Source organism: Streptomyces sp. NPDC021212 (assembly GCF_044332925.1).
In the GTDB taxonomy this organism is placed as follows: domain Bacteria; phylum Actinomycetota; class Actinomycetes; order Streptomycetales; family Streptomycetaceae; genus Streptomyces.
This window is the reverse complement of the sequence record NZ_JBIRPZ010000007.1, coordinates 293,138-314,690: the sequence shown is the minus strand read 5'-3', so window position 1 is coordinate 314,690 and position 21,553 is coordinate 293,138. Positions and strand designations below refer to the sequence as shown.

At 68.6% G+C, this 21,553-nt stretch carries 22 protein-coding genes; 9 read left to right on the top strand and 13 right to left on the bottom strand.

The window, feature by feature from the left end:
• Window positions 1–239: 239 nt before the first annotated feature.
• The 5 genes from ACH4SI_RS20890 to ACH4SI_RS20870 form a co-directional block, all read right to left on the bottom strand.
• Window positions 240–1,112, bottom strand: a complete 873-nt coding sequence (locus ACH4SI_RS20890; RefSeq protein ID WP_398297660.1) for a hypothetical protein — start codon at window positions 1,110–1,112, stop codon at window positions 240–242.
• A gap of 174 nt (window positions 1,113–1,286) precedes the next feature.
• Entirely contained in the window at window positions 1,287–1,901 is a 615-nt protein-coding gene (locus tag ACH4SI_RS20885; protein WP_398297658.1) for a GNAT family N-acetyltransferase, read from the bottom strand.
• Between the two features lie 44 nt (window positions 1,902–1,945).
• Window positions 1,946–2,869, bottom strand: coding sequence for a class I SAM-dependent methyltransferase (locus ACH4SI_RS20880; protein ID WP_398297656.1), 924 nt, complete (start codon window positions 2,867–2,869; stop codon window positions 1,946–1,948).
• A gap of 126 nt (window positions 2,870–2,995) precedes the next feature.
• Window positions 2,996–3,910: a hypothetical protein gene (locus tag ACH4SI_RS20875; protein WP_398297654.1), complete on the bottom strand. Its 915-nt coding sequence runs from the start codon at window positions 3,908–3,910 to the stop codon at window positions 2,996–2,998.
• Between the two features lie 46 nt (window positions 3,911–3,956).
• Window positions 3,957–4,460 carry a hypothetical protein gene (locus ACH4SI_RS20870; RefSeq protein WP_398297652.1) on the bottom strand — a complete coding sequence of 168 codons (504 nt, stop codon included), beginning with the start codon at window positions 4,458–4,460 and terminating at the stop codon, window positions 3,957–3,959.
• 432 nt (window positions 4,461–4,892) lie between these two features.
• Between ACH4SI_RS20870 and ACH4SI_RS20865 the strand changes: the two genes are divergently transcribed.
• Entirely contained in the window at window positions 4,893–6,266 is a 1,374-nt protein-coding gene (locus tag ACH4SI_RS20865; protein WP_398297650.1) for a cytochrome P450, read from the top strand.
• Between the two features lie 106 nt (window positions 6,267–6,372).
• On the opposite strand, the gene ACH4SI_RS20860 is transcribed toward ACH4SI_RS20865, so the two are convergent.
• A complete protein-coding gene (locus tag ACH4SI_RS20860; RefSeq protein ID WP_398297648.1) occupies window positions 6,373–7,902 on the bottom strand; it encodes a helix-turn-helix domain-containing protein in 1,530 nt (509 codons plus the stop codon).
• A gap of 111 nt (window positions 7,903–8,013) precedes the next feature.
• On the opposite strand from ACH4SI_RS20860, the gene ACH4SI_RS20855 reads away from it, so the two are divergent.
• Both ACH4SI_RS20855 and ACH4SI_RS20850 read left to right on the top strand, forming a co-directional pair.
• On the top strand, window positions 8,014–8,979 hold the full coding sequence (locus ACH4SI_RS20855) for a DUF1648 domain-containing protein (protein WP_398297646.1): 966 nt from the start codon (window positions 8,014–8,016) through the stop codon (window positions 8,977–8,979).
• Between the two features lie 8 nt (window positions 8,980–8,987).
• Window positions 8,988–9,347 (top strand): GntR family transcriptional regulator, encoded by a 360-nt coding sequence (locus tag ACH4SI_RS20850; protein ID WP_398297644.1) that lies wholly within the window; start codon window positions 8,988–8,990, stop codon window positions 9,345–9,347.
• A gap of 6 nt (window positions 9,348–9,353) precedes the next feature.
• On the opposite strand, the gene ACH4SI_RS20845 is transcribed toward ACH4SI_RS20850, so the two are convergent.
• Together ACH4SI_RS20845 and ACH4SI_RS20840 are read right to left on the bottom strand one after the other, a co-directional pair.
• Window positions 9,354–9,920, bottom strand: a complete 567-nt coding sequence (locus tag ACH4SI_RS20845; protein ID WP_398297642.1) for a Uma2 family endonuclease — start codon at window positions 9,918–9,920, stop codon at window positions 9,354–9,356.
• 53 nt (window positions 9,921–9,973) lie between these two features.
• On the bottom strand, window positions 9,974–10,873 hold the full coding sequence (locus tag ACH4SI_RS20840; RefSeq protein ID WP_398297640.1) for a LysR family transcriptional regulator: 900 nt from the start codon (window positions 10,871–10,873) through the stop codon (window positions 9,974–9,976).
• A 296-nt stretch (window positions 10,874–11,169) separates the two neighbouring features.
• Between ACH4SI_RS20840 and acnA the strand changes: the two genes are divergently transcribed.
• Window positions 11,170–13,887, top strand: coding sequence for an aconitate hydratase AcnA (gene acnA / locus ACH4SI_RS20835; RefSeq protein WP_398297638.1), 2,718 nt, complete (start codon window positions 11,170–11,172; stop codon window positions 13,885–13,887).
• Window positions 13,888–13,948: 61 nt separating this feature from the next.
• Here the strand turns inward: acnA and ACH4SI_RS20830 are convergent, their stop codons facing one another.
• Entirely contained in the window at window positions 13,949–14,836 is an 888-nt protein-coding gene (locus tag ACH4SI_RS20830) for a GNAT family N-acetyltransferase (RefSeq protein ID WP_398297636.1), read from the bottom strand.
• A gap of 78 nt (window positions 14,837–14,914) precedes the next feature.
• Here ACH4SI_RS20830 and ACH4SI_RS20825 point away from each other — a divergent pair, with 78 nt between their 5' ends.
• The 4 genes from ACH4SI_RS20825 to ACH4SI_RS20810 are packed head-to-tail and all read left to right on the top strand — an operon-like array spanning window position 14,915 to window position 17,310.
• Window positions 14,915–15,937, top strand: a complete 1,023-nt coding sequence (locus ACH4SI_RS20825) for an NAD-dependent epimerase/dehydratase family protein (protein ID WP_398297633.1) — start codon at window positions 14,915–14,917, stop codon at window positions 15,935–15,937.
• Complete coding sequence (locus ACH4SI_RS20820) at window positions 15,924–16,847, top strand: hypothetical protein (protein ID WP_398297631.1); 924 nt, start codon at window positions 15,924–15,926, stop codon at window positions 16,845–16,847. The genes ACH4SI_RS20825 and ACH4SI_RS20820 overlap by 14 nt, the downstream gene beginning before the upstream one ends.
• Complete coding sequence (locus tag ACH4SI_RS20815) at window positions 16,847–17,041, top strand: hypothetical protein (protein WP_398297629.1); 195 nt, start codon at window positions 16,847–16,849, stop codon at window positions 17,039–17,041. The genes ACH4SI_RS20820 and ACH4SI_RS20815 overlap by 1 nt, the downstream gene beginning before the upstream one ends.
• A gap of 2 nt (window positions 17,042–17,043) precedes the next feature.
• On the top strand, window positions 17,044–17,310 hold the full coding sequence (locus ACH4SI_RS20810; RefSeq protein WP_398297627.1) for a hypothetical protein: 267 nt from the start codon (window positions 17,044–17,046) through the stop codon (window positions 17,308–17,310).
• Window positions 17,311–17,317: 7 nt separating this feature from the next.
• Here ACH4SI_RS20810 and ACH4SI_RS20805 read toward each other — a convergent pair whose 3' ends face one another.
• Window positions 17,318–17,857 (bottom strand): GNAT family N-acetyltransferase, encoded by a 540-nt coding sequence (locus tag ACH4SI_RS20805; RefSeq protein ID WP_398297625.1) that lies wholly within the window; start codon window positions 17,855–17,857, stop codon window positions 17,318–17,320.
• A 31-nt stretch (window positions 17,858–17,888) separates the two neighbouring features.
• Window positions 17,889–18,659: a PIG-L deacetylase family protein gene (locus ACH4SI_RS20800; protein ID WP_398297623.1), complete on the bottom strand. Its 771-nt coding sequence runs from the start codon at window positions 18,657–18,659 to the stop codon at window positions 17,889–17,891.
• A gap of 185 nt (window positions 18,660–18,844) precedes the next feature.
• Here ACH4SI_RS20800 and ACH4SI_RS20795 point away from each other — a divergent pair, with 185 nt between their 5' ends.
• Window positions 18,845–20,428, top strand: a complete 1,584-nt coding sequence (locus tag ACH4SI_RS20795) for an FAD-dependent monooxygenase (protein WP_398297621.1) — start codon at window positions 18,845–18,847, stop codon at window positions 20,426–20,428.
• Here ACH4SI_RS20795 and ACH4SI_RS20790 read toward each other — a convergent pair.
• Window positions 20,412–20,615 carry a DUF397 domain-containing protein gene (locus ACH4SI_RS20790; protein WP_398297619.1) on the bottom strand — a complete coding sequence of 68 codons (204 nt, stop codon included), beginning with the start codon at window positions 20,613–20,615 and terminating at the stop codon, window positions 20,412–20,414. The two genes, ACH4SI_RS20795 and ACH4SI_RS20790, sit on opposite strands and share 17 nt — an antisense overlap.
• Window positions 20,616–20,621: 6 nt before the next feature.
• Window positions 20,622–21,482: a helix-turn-helix domain-containing protein gene (locus ACH4SI_RS20785; RefSeq protein WP_398297617.1), complete on the bottom strand. Its 861-nt coding sequence runs from the start codon at window positions 21,480–21,482 to the stop codon at window positions 20,622–20,624.
• Window positions 21,483–21,553: the final 71 nt, after the last annotated feature.

The following is a 21,553-nucleotide window of genomic DNA, read 5'->3' as shown; positions in this document are numbered from 1 at the left end:
CCGTGGCATCCCCTCGCCTTGGCGGGACCTATGAGGTCCGGTGCGCCCACCGTCGGCTCCGGTGCGAAGGCGTGGGCACGCGGCCCGCTGTTCCGTCGGGCGGCTCATGCGCGAGGTCAGCCACCACGCGGACCTGGCATCCCCGGCCCGGGTCAAAGCCTCACGGATGAGAGCCCACGGCACGCAACGGACAACATCTCAGCCTGATCGTCACGGAATTCGGCAGGAGACCGTCCGGCTCAGCGCTTGCCGATCTCCTTGAGCGGCATGCCTCCACCTGCCAGCACCACTTTGGAGAAGGCGCCGGTCAGTTCGGTGAGCCGTCGGGTGCCCGCCGCTCCCAGGTGTTCGTACGGTGCCAGGTCGAGGCGGTCGGTATCCGCCTCGATGGCACGGCGCAGCTCGGCGCCCTGGTCCGTCAACGCGCCTTGGGCGTCGAGAAGCCCACGTTCCCGCAAGCGGTCCTGCGCCGCGGCCCACTCTTCCGGGGACCAGCCCCGTGTGGATTGCAGGTATGCGGGGCGCCAGTTCGTCCCGGTGGCGGTATGAGACACCAGCGCCTCCAAGCCGTCGAGGTCGGCTTCCGAGAGCGCGATCGCATGGCCGTCGCCGCGGCGTTCACGGAGCAGGGTCGTCGCGTGCCACAGGGCCAGATGCGGAGCGTCGGGCACCGGCAGGTCGGCATTGGCCGAGTACAGCGGCCTCCCGGGTCGGCGGCATGCCTCCGCCGCTCGAAGAGCCAAGGTGGCGCTTTCCGCCATCTCGGGTGAGGAGAGCGCCTCACGCCCCAGCAACCGCCTGAGGTACGCATCCGTGATGCGCGGTCGGGCCTCCAGGACGGCTTCGGGGGAGGCGATCTTCCAGGCGCGGGGGAGGTGCGGGGCAACGAGGTCCGGATGGAAGTTGTAGAAGGCGGCGGTGACCACACCTGATCCCACAGCACCGAACGGTGAGGACCGCCCGGCGAAGTACGCCATGGCCCCGCGCGCCAGCCCGAGCTCGGCGTACGTGTCGTCGTGCTCGGGTGCGAAGTAGTACCCCGCGTGGAAGGGATGGTGAGCGTTGTAGCAACGCCGGGCCTTGCGCGGGGTTATCGCAACCGTGGCCCCCACGTTACGTGAGGAGAGGAGCCGGGCAGCCTAGGAAGCTTCGTGATCGACGCCGACGCCGCTCAGCAGGAAGCCGGTTGCCCGGCTGCTATCGCGGGCGGCCGGGCAACCTGCACCTACCAGGTCAGGGTGAGCGCGAGGCGATGACGCTGGACCGGCTCGGGGCCCAGGGCCCGGTCACGGCCGAGCGGCCATCGCTCCTGGACGAGGGCCGGAGAGGGGGCCGGACACGGATTGCTGCCATTCGGTTGCCAGAATCGAGCAGATCGCCAGATCGTGCCAGTTGCCGTCTACCCAGCAGTAGTCGCGGAGCGTTCCCTCGTGCGTCAGACCGGACTTCTCCGCGGCCCGCTGTGCCGCCACGTTGGACGGCATGAAACCTGCCCAGACTCGGTGCAGCCCGAGCTGGCCAAAGGCGAATGCGCTCACGAGGCGGCCGACCTCGACACTCAGGCCCTTGTGGGTCATGTCAGGCCGGAACGCACAGCCGAACTCCGCACTGCGGTGACCCAGCTGTACGAGCGCACCCTCGGACGGCGGTGTGACGAAAAGCTTGACCGTGGCGATGAGTTCGCCTGTGCTGATCTGGCTGACGGCCAGCCTGTACTGCGTACGCGGCCGCTGCCGCGCACTCTCGGCTGCCTGTTCCACCAGTTCCGCGGCCTCACTCTGCCGGAAGGATTTCATGCCGAACTGGAGTGTGGTGCTGGGGTCGCCGAAGATACGCAGCACACCGTCAACGTCGTCAGGGGTGAACTCCCTCAGCCGGAGGTCATTCCTCTCCAGCAGCACTGGCTGTCCCTCTGTGTAGCTGCTTTCCTGCGGAGGCGCGCTCATCAACGGTCACTTTCCGATTGCTTGGCGGGAACGTTACGTATCTGCTGATCCTGCTGTGCCGCGTCGGCTCCCACCGGACGCTCCTCATCTGTCTGGAAGTCGACTCGCGTGACCCAGAGGGGCTTTCGCGACCGCAGTCCCGGCACATATGTCAGTGCGGGCAGCAGCACCCCGCACACCAGGCCCCGCCCGCGCGGGACGCGGACGCTGCGCACCCCGGCCACCTTCGGGAGCCCGCGCAGTTTCTCCTCCTCCGCCGAGGTCATGCCCCAGGGCATGGGGGGCGGCTGGTAGCCGGCCGGATAGCGCCATTGGCGTCGTACCGTACGGCCGGTGACCCACTGAGGTGGTGTGTCGAATACGAGTGCCGCACCGGGGAAGCGGTGCGCACACTCCGCGATCAGATCGTGAGCCTCGGCAGGCGACAGGTACATCAGCACGCCCTGAGCCGTGATCAGCAGGCCACGCGAATCGTCCACCTCGGCCATCCATGACCTGTCGGTCACCGAACAGGCCAGAGTGCGGCGGCGGTCCGTGTCCGGAAGCAGCCGTTTCCGGACAGCGGCCACGTCGGGAAGGTCGACGCTCAGCCAGCGGACGCTGCCGTTGTCCACCCGCCAGAACTGCGTTTCCAGTCCCTCCCCGAGTGAGACCACGGTGCCCTCGGGGTGGTCGGTGAGGAAGCGGCGCACCTCAGCATCGAAACAGAGGGCACGCAGCCCCGTTCCCTGCGCCTGTCCCCAGTTGCCGGAGCCGAAACGGTTTTTGAAGGGAAAGGCGATGGAGTCAGTCAGTTCCACCGCTTTCGGGTCATACAGTGCGGTGTCCGGGTTACGGGCATCGAGTGCGCGGTGATATAGCGTCCATAAAGTCGTCTCAGCAACGCCTGACAGCTTCACGTCTTGTTCTTGCGGGTCCACCATTCAACAGTAATCTATTCGCTCCGCATCGCTCTGATCGCCCCCCATGACGGCGTATCTGAACGAGCAAGGGGCCCGCCAACAAGCTGACGGGCCCCATGCGAAATCGGAGTTACGTGGCGCGTCTGGTCAGGTCAGTGTGGTGCTGGACAGAACTCGGCGCAGTACGCTCCAGGACAGGTCGGACTGGGTCTCGAACTTTTTGTGTTTCTTGCTCTCTTCGTGTATGTAGTCGAAGGCGTCCCGGTTATGGCTTTCGCCGTCGTCGCTCTCCACTGAGGAGCCGTCCGGGTTGAGGTAGACGTGGAAGCTGGCACCGAACTCGGCAGTGGAGTTCATGTATCCCGGCCCCGTGGTGCCGTCGCCGCCGTCCATCGGGCAGTACACCCGGTGTACGGCGTAGTTGTCCTTCGTGAGCCAGGCGCACTGCCCCGGAGTGAGGGTGATCAGGCCGAGTTTGGTGGCGTCCCAGTGCAGGCTGTCGTAGGCCATGACGTCGAGCTGGCCGGCGAGGCAGAAGACGATGCCCGACGTGTGCCCGTGGGAGTGGATGGGCGAATAGTGCTGCGCGGGCCAAATTTCCAGCACCACCGGCGAACCGATCTCACCCTCGGGGTCTTCGAGGGAATCCAGGTGACCATGCTTGGTGGCCAGGTGGTCGTAGTGTCCTCGGCCGGTGCAGGCGACGCGGATGTAGGGCGGGTGGGAGCTGTCGTCGTCGTACTTCAGCTGCAGGATCCGGCGCAGTAGTCCCACGCTGCCGTCCGGCTCGGCGGGGGCCAGATGCTTGCGCAGCGCCTCCACTTCCCAGGCCGAGAGCCGCAGGGGCTCGGCCTTGCGAGCCAGGTCCATCACCGCGGGCGGGATCATCAGCTGCCGGGCGTACTCGTCAAAGGACGTCGCCTGCCCGATCACCAGTGATGGCGTGGCCCGCGCGCCCTGGAGGCGCAGCTGCCGCTCCTCCTCCTTGGTGATGTGGAAGGGGTGCCCGCCTCCGTGCGGTTCCACGGCATCGGCGGAGGGCCTGATGTCGGTCGTGCTCATGAAGAACTCCTTGTATGACTTTCTGGAGGCCGCCTACCAGCAGAGGTCAGTTGGGAATGGAGTCCTTGTAATCGCCCGCATTGAAGTACCACAGTTGTTCAATGGTCGAGAAGTTCCTGACCAGGGCGGCCTCAGTCCACTCCAGTCCGAAGTCATCCCTGAGTCCCAGCCCGGCCGAACGGTTCAAATAAGGTGCCACATTCATCAGATGAGCGCCCCCTCCTGACCAGTCGGAGCGAAAGCACCACTTCTGCCGATCTGAGTCGTCGGGCTCTTTGAGCAAGGGCTGGCTGGCGAGAGAGATCTTTGGCTCATCGCTGTCAACGGCCAGACGGAAGGTTTCGCCGCCTTCCGATATTTCGACGTGGCAAACCGTCCACCCGCCTACCTCTCCGATCTTCCGCGTCGTCCACCGCTGCGGGTAGTGGTCATAAGTCGCGTAGCGAACACTGCATATGCGTGCTCCGTCGAAACACTTGCCTCCCTGCACCGTCAGGAGGCTCCCATTCAGGCGGTTCACCATGAGTTGCTTCTCACCCTCGTACGACATAACTACTCCTTCGCTCTCGTTGTTGACCTGCCCCGGGTACGTCTGCGCGGAGTGCGAGGAGGTAAAACTTCTACCGACGCGGTTCACTCATGCGGGTGAATATGGCGAGTCGCGATTGCACGATGTTCGTTTCCTGACCTACCTGGTCATTGGCGTCGTGTCGCGTCAAGGCGCTGGGGCCAAGGCCGAGAAGTGGCCGCCTGCCAGGCCCTGCCTCAGGCCGATGAGTTGATCGGTGGGCAAGTCTTGATCGCTGCCGAGCTTGCTGAGAGGCTCGTGCTCCATGGGCCCGAGGTCCGGGACCGTGCGGTGTTCATCGAGCCGTCGGCCTCGCTCTTTTCAGTCGATCTTGACGGAGCGATGGCGCGATGATCAGGTGAGGTCATCTGAAAGTACTCCCTGGTCCACCGCTTGATGAGGGAACCGGCGCCGATGCCCCACACCTTCACTGCCGCGGCTGCCCCGGGCGCGCTTCCGGTCGTCGGACATGGCTGGGCGCTGCTGCGGCGCCCGCTTGACTTCACCACCTCTCTGGCCAGTCATGGTGATCTGGTGACGATCCGGCTGGGTCCGCTGCGCGCGTACGTCGCGTGCCATCCGGAGCTGTTGTGGCAGGTCCTGACGGACGACCGTACGTTCGACAAGGGCGGCTGGATGTATGGCAAGGCGCGCGCGCTGGCGGGCAACGGCCTGCCACTGTGTCCCCATCGGGATCACCTTCGGCAGCGTCGGCTGATGCAACCGGGTTTCCATCGCAGCAGGCTGGAGCAGTACAGCGAGGCCATGGTCGACGAAATCACCGCCACGACAGCCTCCTGGCGAGACGGCCAGGTCATCGACGGCTTCCCCACACTCTGTGACATGGCACTGCGTACGGTCAGCCGCACGCTGTTCCGTACCAGTGCCGACCCGGACTCGGTAGAGGAGTTCCGGCGCAGCATGGCAGCTGCGATGGGTAGTTTCCTGCCGCGGCTGATGGTGCCACGGTGGCTGGAAAAGCTCCCGCTGCCCATGATCCGTCGACTCCAGCAAGTGATGCAGGATCTCCTGCGCGCCCGCGACCGCCTCATGGCCGAGAGCGCTCATGATCGGGGCGAGGACGGCGGCATTCTCTCCGCCATGATCGCCGCCCGGAAGGAGAAGGGCGACGGCCGGCTGTCCGACGCGGACATCGATGAGCAGGTCCTCCCGCTGCTCATCGCCGGCTCGGACACCGTCGCGGCATCGCTGGCCTGGGCCCTGCACCTCCTGGCCCAGCATCCCGACGCCGAGCGCCGGGTCCACGAGGAGGTGGACCGGGTGCTCGACGGCAGGTCGGCGCAGTGGAGCGACGCGGCCCGACTTCCCTATACCTCCCGCGTACTGACCGAGGCGCTCCGCCTCTATCCTCCCGCTTGGCTGCTCACACGGGTGACCACCGCCCCCACCCGGCTGGGCGGACACGAACTGCGCCCCGGAAGCACGGTCGTCTTCAGCAGCGCCGCGGTGCACCGAAACCCCCGCTTCTACGCGGATCCTGACGTGTTCGACCCCGACCGCTGGCTGCCGCACCACGTCGGCCGTCTTCCCCGCGGGGCGTACCTGCCCTTCGGCGCAGGGTCACGCAAATGCATCGGAGATCGCTACGGCATGGTCGAGGCCACCCTCGCCCTCGCGACCATTACCCACCGGTGGCAGTTGCGCAGCGCCCCGGGGTCCGATGCGCGTCCGGCCCCGCACAGCGCCATCCTGCATCCGCGCCGCCTCCTCCTGCGGGTGCGACCGCGGCAAGGAACTGAAGCAGTGGGAGACAGCCATGAGCTGTAGACGGTGGCCAAAAGTCCCAGAAAAGTCCCAGAGGCGCCGCCGCACCCTCTCGTCCCCGTATTTGTGCAGGTCATAGGGGGCTTGGCGGCACCGATTCTGAGAGCTCTCAGATGTCGCGGAAGGTCTCGATCTGCGCGCCGATCGAGTTCAGCCGCTCGGCCAGGTCCTCGTAACCTCGGTTGATCACGTACACGTTGCGCAGCACCGAGGTGCCGGGCGCGGCCATCATCGCCAGCAGGACGACCACGGCGGGGCGGAGGGCGGGCGGGCACATCATCTCGGCGGAGCGCCAGCGGGTGGGGCCCTCGACCAGGACCCGGTGCGGGTCGAGGAGTTTGACGTGGGCGCCCAGGCGGTTCAGCTCCGTCAGATAGATGGCGCGGTTGTCGTAGACCCAGTCGTGAATCAGCGTCGAGCCCTGGGCGGCAGCCGCGATGGCGGCGAAGAAGGGCACGTTGTCGATGTTGACGCCGGGGAACGGCATCGGGTGGATCTTGTCGATGGGCGCCTGGAGCTTCGACGGCCGGACCGTCAGATCGATCAGCCGGGTACGGCCGTTGTCCGCCGCGTACTCCGGGCTGCGCTCGTGGTCGAGCCCCATCTCCTCGAGGATGGCCAGCTCGATCTCCAGGAACTCGACCGGCACCCGGCGGATCGTCAGCTCCGACTCGGTGACGACGGCGGCGGCGAGCAGGCTCATCGCCTCCACCGGGTCCTCGGAGGGCGCGTAGTCGACGTCACGGTCGATGTGGGTGACGCCGTGGACGGTCAGCGTGGTGGTGCCCACGCCCTCGACCTTGACGCCCAATTCCTCCAGGAAGAAGCACAGATCCTGGACCATGTAGTTGGAGGAGGCATTGCGGATCACCGTGACGCCGTCGTGGCGGGCGGCCGCGAGCAGCGCGTTCTCGGTGACCGTGTCGCCCCGCTCGGTCAGTACGATCGCGCGGCCGGGGGAGACCGAGCGGTCGACGCGGGCGTGGTACATGCCGTCGGTGGCGGTCACTTCGAGGCCGAAGGGGCGCAGCGCGGTCATGTGGGGCTGCACGGTGCGGGTGCCGAGGTCGCAGCCGCCCGCGTAGGGGATCCGGAAGCGGTCCATCCGGTGCAGGAGCGGGCCGAGGAACATGATGACGCTGCGCGTGCGGCGCGCGGCCTCGGTGTCCATGGAGCCGAGGTCCAGCTCGGCGGGCGGCACGATCTCCAAGTCGTTGCCGTCGTTGATCCAGCGGGCGCGAACGCCGATGCTGCCCAGCACCTCGAGGATGCGGTACACCTCCTCGATCCTGGCGACCCTCCGCAGCGTGGTGCGGCCCGCGTTGAGGAGGGTGGCGCACAGCAGCGCGACACACGCGTTCTTGCTCGTTTTCACGTCGATGGCGCCGGAAAGGCGGCGCCCGCCGACTACACGCAAATGCATCGGGCCCGCGTACCCGAGCGAGACGATTTCACTGTCCAGCGCCTCACCGATACGGGCGATCATCTCAAGGCTGATGTTCTGATTCCCGCGCTCGATGCGATTGACGGCGCTCTGGCTGGTGCCGAGCGCCTCCGCGAGCTGCGACTGGGTCCAGCCGCGGTGCTGCCGGGCGTCACGGATGAGCTTGCCGATGCGGGAGAGGTAGTCGTCAGTCATGCAGTAGAGGCTATCTCAGATATGAGATGCGCATGCGACAGGGGTGAGTGGGGGTGTGCTGTCTGTCCAGCCGGGTATTGTTCTAGTAGTACGCGAACAAGGGGGGTTGTCGTGAACGGTTCCTGGCGGCGCGCGGGCGTCGTCGCTCTGCCCTTTGTGCTGGCCTGGGCCGCTGTTCTGGTGGCCTTCGCCGTGTTGCGCGATCGGCTGCCGGATCGGCTCGCCATACATTTCAGCTCCGGCGGGCAGGCCGACGGATTCACCGGTCTGGGTGCCTTCCTCCCGGTGATCACCGCTGCTCTGCTGCTCCCGGGCCTCCTCATGGCGGTCACGGCCCACCACTCGCGCACGGGGCCCGGCACGTGGCGGATTCTGGTCGCCGCCGGGTGCGGGACGGCCGCGATGCTCGCGTACGTCTTCATCACGACGCTGGGCGCCAACGCCGGCGCCGGCCGTGCCACCGAGGTGACCCTCCCCCTGTGGCACCTGGCCGTGTCCCTCGCCGTCGCCGGGGCCGTCGGCGGGGCGGGATGGCTGCTGGCGGGCCGGGGCGCCGCCCCCGCCGACGAGCCCCCCGACGAGGCGGCCGGTCCCCGGCTGCCGCTCGCCAAGGGCGAGCCCGCCGTCTGGACGCGCAGCGTCGGATCGCGCGTGCTGGCCGTCGTGGGAGGGGGCACCGCCCTGCTGGGTGTGGTGCTCACCGTGGTCACGGATGTGCCGGCGGAGGCGGCGCTGATCGTCGTCGGGCTGATCTCGGTGGCGCTGTCCCAATGCCGGGTCACCGTCGACCGCCGCGGCCTCTCCGTCGCGCCGTGGTTCGCCCCGCGCCCGCGGATGCGGATACCGCTGGAGCGGATCGCGAACGCCACCAGCCGCGAGGCCCGCGCCCTCACCCTGGGCGGCTGGGGCTACCGCATCCAGTCGGGGCGCAGCGCCCTGGTGCTGCGCTCGGGCGACGCGCTGTTCCTGCGGCTGACCACCGGCAAGGAGTTCGTGGTGACGGTGGACGACGCCGCCACCGCGGCGGCCCTGCTCAACACCCTGGTCGAGCGCGACCGGACCGCTCCTGGAACGTAAGGCTCACCATGCTCTTCCGTGTCGACCTCGGCTCCCCGGTCCCCCTGGGGGACCAGATCGCCGCCACCGTCCGCGGCGCCATCGCCGACGGCACCCTCCGCCCCGGCGAACGCCTCCCCGCCGCCCGCACCCTCGCCGACTCCCTCGGCGTCAACGTCCACACGGTCCTCCGCGGCTACCAGCGCCTCCGCGAGGAGGACCTCATCGACCTCCGCCGCGGCCGCGGCGCCGTGATCACCGGCGAACAGCCCACCGCCCGCGCCCGGCTCCTGGAGGGCGTCCAGAACCTGGTGGAGGAGGCCCGGTCGCTCGGCCTGTCGGACGAGGAGGTCCTGTCCCTGGTGCGCACCCGCCTGGCGGGCGGCTGAGCCGCGTCAGAAATCCGAGGTGTCCAACTCCAGGCCGAAGGGCTCAGGGAGCGTGATGGGGGTGCCGAAGGGGTGCGGCCCGTCCGATTTGGTGTAGCCGAGGGGTCCGGGTGCGGCGTAGAGCGTGCAGGTGCGCTCCTGCCGGTCGACCAGCAGATACAGCGGTGCGCCGTACTCGGCGTAGCGGCGGCGCTTGACGATCCGATCGGTGTCGCCGTTGGAGTCCGAGGTGATCTCGACGACCAGCAGGGTCTGGTCGGGTAGCAGCGCGCCACCACCCTTCGCGAGCTCGCGCGGCACGACGGCCAGATCCGGCACGTACCAGTTGCTGCTGCCAGGAAGGTCCAGATCTCCTGATCCCGATGCGCAGCCGAGCTTGGACACGGCTGACGCGATCTGGTTGCGGATCTTGTCGGTTGTCCTTTCATCGCCCCACGGCCGAGACGACGGTTCGATGTTCCCCTCGATGATCTGCACCCGGTCCCCTTGGTGGTGCTGGACCGCAAACTTCAGTGCGGTTTCGGGGTCGTCGGGCACATACGAAGCCGTGTATTCATGGGGTTGCGTCCTCATAGGCGCATGGCCTATCGCAATCCCAGCCGAAGTCGCGCAAATCCGCCCGGCAATCACCCGTACCGGTGACCGTCCCCCGTCAGGACCGCCGCCAGCGTGCGGGCCGGGCCGTCCACGGCGGGGCCGTGGAGGAGTTCGGTGCGGTGGACCAGACGGGGGGTGGTCAGGGGGATCGCGGCGAGGCCAGGGGCGTCCTCGGCGGCCGCGTGGGGGAGCAGCGTCAGGCCGTGGCCGGCCGCGGCCAGGGCGAGGAGCGCGCGGACGTCCGTGCCCTCGTATGTCAGCGAGGCGCGGAAGCCGCCGGCGCCGCTCGCGGCGCGCAGGGCGCCGAGCGGCATCGCGGCGTCCGGGGCGTCCAGCCAGGGGGAGTCGGCGAGGTCCGCCAGCCGCAGGCCGAGTCGGCGGGCCAGTGGGTGGCCGGTCGGCAGGACCACGACCAGCGGCGTCTCCGCGACCGCGATCGTGGTGAGTGGCCCGGCGTCGGGCAGCGGGAGCGGGGCGCCGGGGGTGGCCGGGCCGTCGAGCAGCCCCAGGTCCAGCACCCCGGTGGCGACGGCCGCCGGGACCTCCCGGCGGCCGAGGATCCGTACGGCGGCGCCCGCGTCCGGGCAGGCGCGGCGCGTCTCGTCCAGGGCCGTCGCGACGTCGGGGGTCATGGCCAACGGTGAGGCGCCGAGGACCAGCCGCCCGGCGGCGGGCCCGGCCAGCCGCTCGACGTCCGCCCGGGCCGCGTCCAGTCGCCGCAGCAGCGGACCCGCGTGCTCCAGCAGCCGTGCCCCGGCTGTGGTGAGCGTCACCGGCCGCCGGGTCAGCAGCGGTGTGCGCAGATCGGCTTCGAGGGTCGCGATCTGCTGGGAGACGACCGACTGCGTGGAGCCGAGCTTGTGGGCGGCGTCGGAGAAGGAGCCGCAGTGGGCCACGGAGACGAAGGTGCGGAGCAGATGCGGATCCATGGGGACAAGTATCGCGGCTCGGCAGGGGCCGTTCGTGAGGTCTCCGGACATCACGATGGCCGCCGATGCCCCCATTTTCACGGCATGACGCCGCCCCGGTGGCAGGGCTGGGCTGACCGCCGGGATGGCCATGTACTAGAGTTATCTCGACATCGAGATATCTGTCGAACGGGCGCTACCGTCGCGCCGCACCGGTAAGGGTTACCTAACTTAGCCCTACCTTAGCGGATCGGCGCGGGCATGTCGCGGCAGCATTGCGGTGGTACGCGCGTAATTCATGCATGAAGGAGACTGTCGTGTCGGCGAACAGCTTCGATGCCCGCAGCACCCTGCAGGTGGGCGACGAGTCGTACGAGATCTTCAGGCTGGACAAGGTGGAGGGGGCCGCCCGCCTCCCCTACAGCCTCAAGGTCCTGCTGGAGAACCTGCTCCGCACGGAGGACGGCGCCAACATCACCGCCGACCACATCCGAGCGCTCGGCGGCTGGGACTCACAGTCCCAGCCGAGCCAGGAGATCCAGTTCACGCCGGCCCGCGTGATCATGCAGGACTTCACCGGTGTGCCGTGCGTGGTCGACCTCGCCACCATGCGCGAGGCCGTGAAGGAGCTGGGCGGCGACCCGGCGAAGATCAACCCGCTGGCCCCGGCCGAGCTGGTCATCGACCACTCCGTGATCGCCGACAAGTTCGGCACCAACGACGCCTTCACCCAGAACGTGGAGCTGGAGTACGGGCGCAACAAGGAGCGCTACCAGTTCCTGCGCTGGGGCCAGACCGCGTTCGACGAGTTCAAGGTCGTCCCGCCCGGCACCGGCATCGTGCACCAGGTCAACATCGAGCACCTGGCCCGCACCGTCATGGTCCGCAACGGCCAGGCGTACCCGGACACCCTGGTCGGCACCGACTCGCACACCACCATGGTCAACGGCCTCGGCGTGCTCGGCTGGGGCGTCGGCGGCATCGAGGCCGAGGCCGCGATGCTCGGCCAGCCGGTCTCGATGCTCATCCCGCGCGTCGTCGGCTTCAAGCTGACGGGTGAGCTGAAGCCCGGTACCACCGCCACCGACCTCGTGCTGACCATCACCGAGATGCTGCGCAAGCACGGTGTCGTCGGCAAGTTCGTCGAGTTCTACGGCGAGGGTGTGGCGGCCACGAGCCTGGCCAACCGCGCCACCATCGGCAACATGTCGCCGGAGTTCGGCTCGACCGCCGCGATCTTCCCGATCGACGACGAGACGATCAACTACCTGAAGCTCACCGGCCGCAGCGAGCAGCAGCTCGCGCTGGTCGAGGCGTACGCCAAGGAGCAGGGCCTCTGGCTCGACCCGGCCGCCGAGCCCGACTTCTCCGAGAAGCTGGAGCTGGACCTCTCCACGGTCGTCCCGTCGATCGCCGGCCCGAAGCGCCCGCAGGACCGCATCGTGCTCGCCGAGGCGGCGCAGCAGTTCGCCCAGGACGTCCGCAACTACGTCCCCGACGCGGAGGAGGACGAGGCGGGCAAGGAGTCCTTCCCGGCCTCCGACGCCCCGGCCGTCTCCAACGGCGTGCCGAGCAAGCCCACCCTGGTCACCGCCCCCGACGGTTCGACGTACGAGATCGACCACGGCGCCGTCACCGTCGCCGCGATCACCTCCTGCACCAACACCTCGAACCCGTACGTCATGGTCGCCGCCGCCCTGGTGGCCAAGAAGGCGGTCGAGAAGGGCCTGACCCGCAAGCCGTGGGTCAAGACCACCCTGGCCCCGGGCTCGAAGGTCGTCACCGACTACTTCGACAAGGCGGGCCTGACCCCCTACCTCGACAAGGTCGGCTTCAACCTCGTCGGCTACGGCTGCACCACCTGCATCGGCAACTCCGGCCCGCTGCCGGACGAGGTCTCCAAGGCCGTCAACGAGGCCGACCTCGCCGTCACCTCCGTCCTCTCCGGCAACCGGAACTTCGAGGGCCGGATCAACCCCGACGTCAAGATGAACTACCTGGCATCCCCGCCGCTGGTCGTCGCGTACGCCATCGCCGGTTCGATGAAGGTGAACATCACCACGGACGCGCTGGGCACCGACCAGGAGGGCAAGCCGGTCTTCCTCGAGGACATCTGGCCGACCGAGGCCGAGGTCAACGACGTCGTGGCCAACGCCATCGGCGAGGACATGTTCAACAAGTCCTACCAGGACGTCTTCGCCGGTGACGCCCAGTGGCAGGCGCTGCCGATCCCGACCGGCAACACCTTCGAGTGGGACGCGGAGTCCACCTACGTCCGCAAGCCCCCGTACTTCGAGGGCCTGACCATGGACCCGGCCCCGGTCACCGACGTCAGCGGTGCCCGCGTGCTCGCCAAGCTGGGCGACTCGGTCACCACCGACCACATCTCCCCGGCCGGTGCGATCAAGGCCGACACCCCGGCCGGCAAGTACCTCACCGAGCACGGTGTCGAGCGTCGCGACTTCAACTCCTACGGCTCCCGCCGAGGCAACCACGAGGTCATGATCCGCGGCACCTTCGCCAACATCCGGCTGCGCAACCAGATCGCGCCCGGCACCGAGGGCGGCTTCACCCGCGACTTCACGCAGGACGGCGGGCCGGTCTCGTTCATCTACGACGCCTCGCAGAACTACCAGGCGGCCGGCACCCCGCTGGTCATCCTGGCGGGCAAGGAGTACGGCTCCGGCTCGTCCCGCGACTGGGCCGCCAAGGGCACCGCGCTGCTCGGCGTCAAGGCCGTCATCGCCGAGTCGTACGAGCGCATCCACCGCTCGAACCTCATCGGCATGGGCGTCCTCCCGCTCCAGTTCCCCGAGGGCGCCTCGGCGCAGTCGCTGGGCCTGACCGGCGAGGAGACCTTCGACATCACCGGCGTCACCGCGCTCAACGAGGGCGGCATCCCGGAGACGGTGAAGGTCAAGGCCGGTGAGGTCGAGTTCGACGCCAAGGTGCGCATCGACACCCCCGGCGAGGCGGACTACTACCGCAACGGCGGCATCATGCAGTACGTGCTGCGCTCGCTGATCCGCAAGTAAGACGCATCCGCGCGACGGACGGGCCGTACCCCTGCGCAGGGGTACGGCCCGTCCGTATGCCTCAGAGGAACGCGCCGGAGGGGATGTACGGCGACGGCGGACGCATCCCGCGCAGGCACACATAGCCCGCGTTGGACAGCTCCAGACCCGCTTCGAGGCCGACGTCCACCGCCCACTCCTGCTCGGCCGTCAGGTTCTCCACCGCCACCTCCGTGCCGACCGGGACGCTGAGCAGGGCGGCGGTCAGCAGCCGCCCGGCGATGCGGCGGGAGGTCGCGGCGAGCAGTTCGACGTCCCCGTCCGCGCCGACGTAGCAGTAGCCGCTGCCGGTCAGCTCGTCGACGACCAGCAGCCGCGAGTGCCGCAGCATCTCCTCGTGGTCGGGGCCGTGCGCCCCGCCGCGGGTGCGGCGGTCCAGGGAGTCCATCAGGTCCCGGTGCCGCGCCGTGCCCTCGTGGACCGCGCCGTCCAGCGACGGCAGCCGGTTCTTCAGCTCCTTGTCGACCGTGCCGCGCAGCCGCATCGACGGATGCAGGGTAAAGCCCGCCCGTCGATAGGTGGCCGCCGCGCGGGGATCCCGGGACCCGCAGATGATCCCGCGCAGACAGGCCCGCCCGTACAGCAGCGCCGCCGCCATCAGCTCCCGGCCGATCCCGCGCCGCTGGGCCCGGGGCAGCACGGCGAACAGCGCGAGCCCCCAGGTGCCTTCGCGGCGCGTGGACAGCACCGTGCCGACCGGCATCCCGACATCGTCCACGGCGAGCCAGCAGCCGCCCGGATCGGTGCGCGCCAGATGGCGGTTGCGGCTGTCGATCCGGGCGAGCCGGTCGGGCGGCCAGTCGGCCGCCGGTTCGCCCCGCAGGGCGCGCGAGGTGTCGAAGGCGGCCGAGGCCACGGTCCTGACCGCCTCGGCGTCCTCCTCGGTGTCACGTAGCTGGCGGAGGATCATGCGCACCATCATGGCGCGAAATCTGCTGCTGGCTAAGACGCCGGGCGCGCGCCGCCCGGAACGGTCAGAGTCCCCGTCATGAGACTTCTGACGCTGGGTGGAACGGAGTTCGTGGGACGCGCCGTCACCGAGGCGGCCCTGGCCCGGGGCTGGCAGGTCACGGTGTTCCACCGCGGCCACCACGCCCCGCCGCCGGGGACCACCGTGCTGCACGGTGACCGCACCGCACCCGACGGGCTCACCGCCCTCGAAGAGGGCGTATGGGACGCCGTCGTGGACACCTGGTCCGGCGCCCCCTCGGCCGTCCACGACGCGGCCCGGCTCCTCGCCGGCCGCGTACGCCACTACGCGTACGTCTCCACCCGCTCCGTCTACGCCTACCCGGGGCCCGCTGGACTCGCCGAGGACGGCCCGGTGGTGGAGGCGTCCCCGGACGACGATGACGACGCCGACTACGCCCGCGCCAAGCGGGGCGGCGAACTCGCCGCGCTCTCCGCCTTCGGCGACCGCGCGCTGCTGGCCCGGCCGGGGCTGATCCTCGGCCCGTACGAGAACGTCGGCCGCCTGCCCTGGTGGCTGACCCGCATCGCCCGCGGCGGCCCGGTCCTCGCCCCCGGCCCGCGCGACCTCCCGTTGCAGTACATCGACGCCCGCGACCTGGCCACCTGGCTCCTCGACGCTGCCGAACGCGGCCTCGGCGGCACGTACAACACGGTCAGCCCACAGGGCCACACCACGATGGGCGAACTCCTGGAGACCTGCGTACGCGTCACCGGCGCGCTCGCCGACCTCCGCTGGACCGACCCGGACCGCATCCTCGCCGCCGACATCGCCCCCTGGACCGACCTCCCCATCTGGCTCCCCCCGGGCGAGCGGTACGACACGCTGCACGCCGCCGACGTCTCGAAGGCGCTCGCGGCGGGCCTGCGGTGCCGCCCGGTCGGGGAGACGGTGACGGATACGTGGGCCTGGCTGCGAGGCTTGGGCGGCCAGGCGCCGCAGCGCCCGGACCGCCCGACGGTGGGCCTTGCACCGGAGAAGGAGGCGGAGGTGCTGGCCGCCCAACGTCAACGCAAAGAGCGGCTGCATGCGTTCGAGTGAGGTGAAGGCAAATGCCACCGACACTTGCCCTCACGTCTTTAGCGTTCAACGCATGGTCAGTTCCTCACACGAAGCGCTCCACCGGATTTTCCAGGAGGACACCGGGGCCATCGTCCGAGCGCTCCGAAAACTGCTGGGTGTTCCGTTCCCGGATACGAGCAAGACGTTCGTCGTCAGCCCCGACCTCACCGAGATCGCACCCGTCGAGAGACGGGTGGACACCCTGCTCCAGGTCGAGACCGAGAAGCACGGCACGTATCTCTTCGCGATCGAGCCGCAGAGCAGACGGGACAAGGACAAACCGGCGGCCTGGGCGTACTACCTCTCGTACATGCACGCGAAGTTCCGGCACCAGCCGGTGCTGATCGTGCTCTGCCCCGACGACGCCACGGCTCGCTGGGCCGCCCGGCCCATCACGCTGGGCTTACCGAGCCACCCTTCCCTGACGGTCCGCCCGCTGGTCCTGGGCCCCAGCAACACTCCCGTCGTCACGGATGCGAAGGAGGTGGCCAGGGATATCCCGATCGCTGCCTTCTCCGCGATTACGCACAGCAGAAGCGAAGGCATCGATGAGATACTGAAGGCACTCGCGACCGCTCTCAGCAAACTTGACCCGGTTCAGGAAAACATCTACGCCGAACTCGTTGAAGCCGGTCTTGGAAACACCCCGGCACGAGAGATCTGGAGAGACCTGATGCCCGTGCTGATGAACTACTTCCGTTCCCAGCATGCCCAGCACGCTTTCGCAGAGGTGCGCGCCGTCGACCTGCTACGGGTCCTCAAGGCCCGAGGGCTTGAGGTCACCGACGAGACACGTGAGCGCATCGAGGCGTGCAAGGACATGGATGTTCTCGGTACCTGGGTGGACCGGGCCGCCACCGCCTCCCGTGTGGAGGATCTGTTCGACTGATGTCCGCACTGCTCAGCTTCTTCCGCTCCGAGCACTCGCAGGTAGCCTTCGCCAAGGTTCGGGCCGAGACCCGCGCCGAAACTATTGTGCGGGTCCTCAATCAGCGGGGCTTTGAGGTCGTTGGCATGGCTCGCGAACGCATTCAGCTGTGTACCGACCTGGAACTTCTCGGGGACTGGTGGATGGAGCCCTGACGGTGTCTTCCGCTGAGGACCTGTGTCGCCTGATCGACGTGGAGCCCAACTTCTTCTACTGCTCCAGCATCGGCCAGCAAGCCTTCGCTGACGTTCGGATCGAGAGCCGCGCTGAGGACATCTTGCGGGTCCTTGGCCAACGGGAGCTTGTAGTCACCGCCGAGGCGCGAAAGCGTATCGAGTCGTGCAGGGACCTGGACGTCCTTGGCGTCTGGCTGGACCGGGCCGTGACCGTTTCGCGCACTGCGGAGCTGTTCGCCGACGGCTAGGACGAACTCAACTGGACGGCGTGACCGGGGTCCACATACCGAGCCACTGCTCAGCGTCCCATGCTTCGAACCGCTCTACCTCGGTGAACCCTAGCTTCGTCGCGAGGCGCATCGAGCCGACGTTGGCGGTTTGGGTGGTGAGCACCACCGGCTCGCCGGGAAGGATGTCGGCGAGCCAACCGAGTGCCGCCGCGCAGGCCTCGGCGGCGTACCCGAGTCCCCAGGCCTGCGGCAGGAACAGGTAGCCGAGATCGGCCTTCCCCGTGGCAGCCAGGCGACAATGCCCGGTTGTTCTCCTGAGCAGGATCTGGCCGATCATCGCCCCGTCGAGATCAACGACGAAGCTCCCGGGCCACCGCTCGGGCACCTCAGGCGTCTCGCGCTCAAGCTCGTCACGCTGGCGGGGGCCTCCGAGGTAGGTGTGCACCTCTGGCGAGACGAGCAGTTCGATGAACGCCGCCCGGTCCCGGGTCTCGGGCTCACGGAGCACGAGCCGTTCGGTCCTGATCGGCTCAGGCGGCCAAGCCACGGGCCCCAGATCTTCCATCCGCGCACGCTCACACCGGCCCACGATGCACCTAGGACTGTGGGGAACGGACGGGGGAGACGTCGATATACCACTCTCGGCCGAGCAGCAGGCCGAAGAGCGGGGACGGTAGGCGGGTCAGCTTCCGCATGGCGGCGCTCATGCGGCCGGTGCCGTCGATCTGGGAGCGGTGGGCCGCCAGGGCCGCCTGCTTCTGGCGGGCGTAGCGGCGGACGTCGAGGCGGTGGGTGATATCCGACCGGGGGCTGAAACGGGTGCTCAGCTCCTCGGGGTCGAAGCGGAGGGGGATCCTCAGCCGGTGGGCCAGGCGGACCAGGCGCTCGGCGGTGTCGCGCGGCATCGTCGCTTCCAGCACCCTCGGCGTCTTGGCCAGTTCGGCGGCGCGGCGTCCGACCTGGTGGACCTTGATGTGGTCGCGGTGGCCGTAGCCGCCGTGGGGGTCGTAGTGGAGCAGCATCGACGCATCCTCGTCGCGGAGGATCGTGGCCAGCCGCTCGGCGACCTCCTCCGTGTCCGCGCGGACGAAGCGCGCACGGTCCGGCGGGTCGGGGTAGAGGAGCGGGCCGTGGCCGCTGTCCGCGTAGCCGAGGTGCACGACGCGGTCGACGCCCAACAGGGCGGCGCTGGTGCGCAGCTCGTGCAGGCGGGGTGATTCGGCCTCCGTCGGCGCGGCGTCCATCAGCCCGTCCGTGGCGACCACGACCACCACTCGGTGCCCCTCGTGGGCGAGCCGGGCGAGCGTGCCGCCGGTCAGCAGGGCCTCGTCGTCGGGGTGGGCGTGGAATGCCAGGACGGTAGCCATGCGGTCCATCCTGGCATTCGTCGGGCGTCAGAGAGCCGCGGTATCGCGGATGCCCAGTCGGCGAAGGGTCGCGCAGCACGTTCGGGCGTACGCCGTCGCGCTGGCATTGCGCCCGGTCACCGGGTGCGGCAGATTGACCTCACCGAGTGCCCCGATGGATCCGAGGTGAGCAGCAGGAGCGCGACATGCCCGTAGCACACACCGAGGTAGCTGTGTTGATCGTCGGCGCTGGGCCCGTCGGGCTCACCGCCCGAGCGCTACTGGAGCGGTGGGGCGTGCGGGTATTGCTGGTCGAGAAACACGGCGGACTGTCGCCTTTTCCCCGGGCCCGGCTGGTCAACATGCGCTCGATGGAGATCTACCGTCAGCTCGGCCTCGCCGCCGAGATCACGGGCAATGCGTTCCCACCGGAGTATGGCCGCGTCCGCTTCCGTGACACCCTGCACGACCGCGACTTCGCCACGGCGGCGATGGTCGGGGTCAACGCGCCGGTACCCGAGAGCCCCGTGATCGGTGTGGTCACCTCGCAGGATCGGCTGGAACCCACTCTGCTTGCCGCAGCGGACGCGCACGTGCGGTTCGGGGTCGAGCTCATCGGCCTGACCGAGGAAGCCGACAGCCTCGTGGCCTCGCTCGTCGACCACCAACGCGGTGGCAAGACCTCTGTACGTGCCCGATACGTACTCGCCGCCGACGGCGCGAACTCCACCGTCCGGCAACTGCTCGGAATCGACACCACCGGTCCCGGGGCGATGGGGGGCTTCACCACCATCCTGTTCGACGCCGACCTCAATCGCTGGTGCGCCCGCCAGCCCGCCGGGGTCTACTTCACCGCCCACGGATTATTCGCCCCGTTGTACCCTGAACGAGGCTGGGCCTGGTCCCTCCCCACACCCGAAGACGCCACGCACGCCGACTGGCCCGAACTCCTCTCGCGCGCCCTCGGCCAAAGTGGCGACGTACGAGCCGACGCGTTGCGGGTCGAGCACTGGGTGATGAACGCGTTCGTCGCCGAACGCTTCCGTCACGGCCGGATCCTGCTGGCCGGTGATGCCGCCCACGCGATCCCCATCATCGGCGGCCTGGGCATGAACGCCGGCATCGCCGACGTGCACAACCTGTGCTGGAAGCTGGCGGGCGTGCTCCATGGGTGGGCCGAACCGAGCCTGTTGGATACCTACGAGGCGGAGCGACAACCCGTCGCCCACCAGACGCTTCGGGAAGCGGTGGCCAACACCCGCCTCATGCTCCAAGTGCAGGACCGGCGCCGCGAGCAGCGCCGGATGAGCGACGTGACGCCGGCCGACGTCGAACTTCCTTGGTCGGACCGGTACTTCGCCCAGCTCGGTCTTGTGCTCGGCGTCACCTACCGCTCCCACGCCGTCCTCACCGACGCCCCACCCGAGCCATCCGAGACGGCCACGGATTACGTCCCCACCGCAGAACCAGGCCGTCGCATGCCGCACCTCTGGCTCACGAGCGACCGATCCACGCTGGACGCCTTTGGTGAATGGTTCACCTTGCTCGCCCCGGACCCCACCTACTGGGCACAGCGCACCCCCGCACCATGGCCGCTGCGCGTCGAGGCCCTTCCTGGCGAACACACCGACCTTTGCGGCCTCCGCCCGGGTGGAGCGTTGCTCATCCGGCCTGACGGCCACATCGGCGCCCGCTGGCGCGACCGCCCACCGAGCGATGCCACCCTCCGCCACGCCCTCATCGCGATGACGTGCCCCACGCAGTCTCCGAGCCCTACTGGTTCTCGGTGAGGCGGTCGAGTGTGCCGGCCTTCGCCGCGCGTATGAAGGTGCCGAGGGTGGCGGGTGTGGTGGTGAGGATGACGTCCGGGTCGTCGCTCTCCCGGAGCGCGATGGTGTGGGGGGCCGGAGCGGCGACGTAGAGGCAGTTGGCTCCCTGCTGACTGTAAGAAGACTTTCGCCAGACGCGAGCTGACATCTGCTGCTACCTCTCAAGGCTCTGTGTGACCCCGTGGATCAGGTCACGGGACGCCGTCGGCTTGAGAGCGTAGCCCTCGAAACGGTCCAGAACACTCCTGTAATGGACGAGGTGCGCCTCAGCGTCGAGCAGATCGATGCCATGGTCCGTGTCGAGCTGGACGGTGTCGAGTTGCGGCACAGAGCCGCCGAAGTAGTCGATGGGCTGGCCGGAACAAGGTAGAGGCCCTACGCCGAAGGGGATCACCAAGACGGTGATGTGCTCGCGTTCGCTCATATCGACAAGGTGCTGAAGCTGGGCACGGGCGGTGTCCGGGTCACCGAGTCCGATGCGCAACGCGGCTTCGTGGATGATTGCGGTCAGTGGGGTTGGCTCGTCGGCGTAAAGGATGCCCTGGCGTTTGATCCGGAACGAGACACGATGCTCTACGGCTGGCGGCGAGAGTCTGGGGATACCTGCCTCGAAGTGCACTTGAGCGTATTCCCGGGTCTGCAGAAGTCCAGGGATGTGAACCATGGTGGCCACGCGTACGTACGTGGCGTGGTGTTCCAGTTCGGCCAGATCGAGTAGCTCCGCCGGAAGGGTCTCCCGGTGCTGCTCCCACCATCCCCGGGGTTGCCGCCCAGTCATGTTGGCGAGCGCGTCGATGAGTTCCTGATCCGCGCAGCTGTACAGGTGGGCGAAAGCACGAACTCGGTCGGCGCTTACCGGGTAGCGCCCCGCCTCCATGTTGCTGATGCGTGACTGATTGGAGCCGAAACGCGCCCCTGCCTCCGTGGCGGACATGTCTGTTCGTTCGCGGAGCCGCCGCAGCTCCGCGCCCAAGCGCCGCTGCCGCTGGGTCGGTGGCCGGGTGGTCGCTGCCATGACCTGTCACTCCTTATGTCCGTCGAGATGCACCGCTGTCACTCTAACGGAGGGTTAGTGCGCTCCATTCG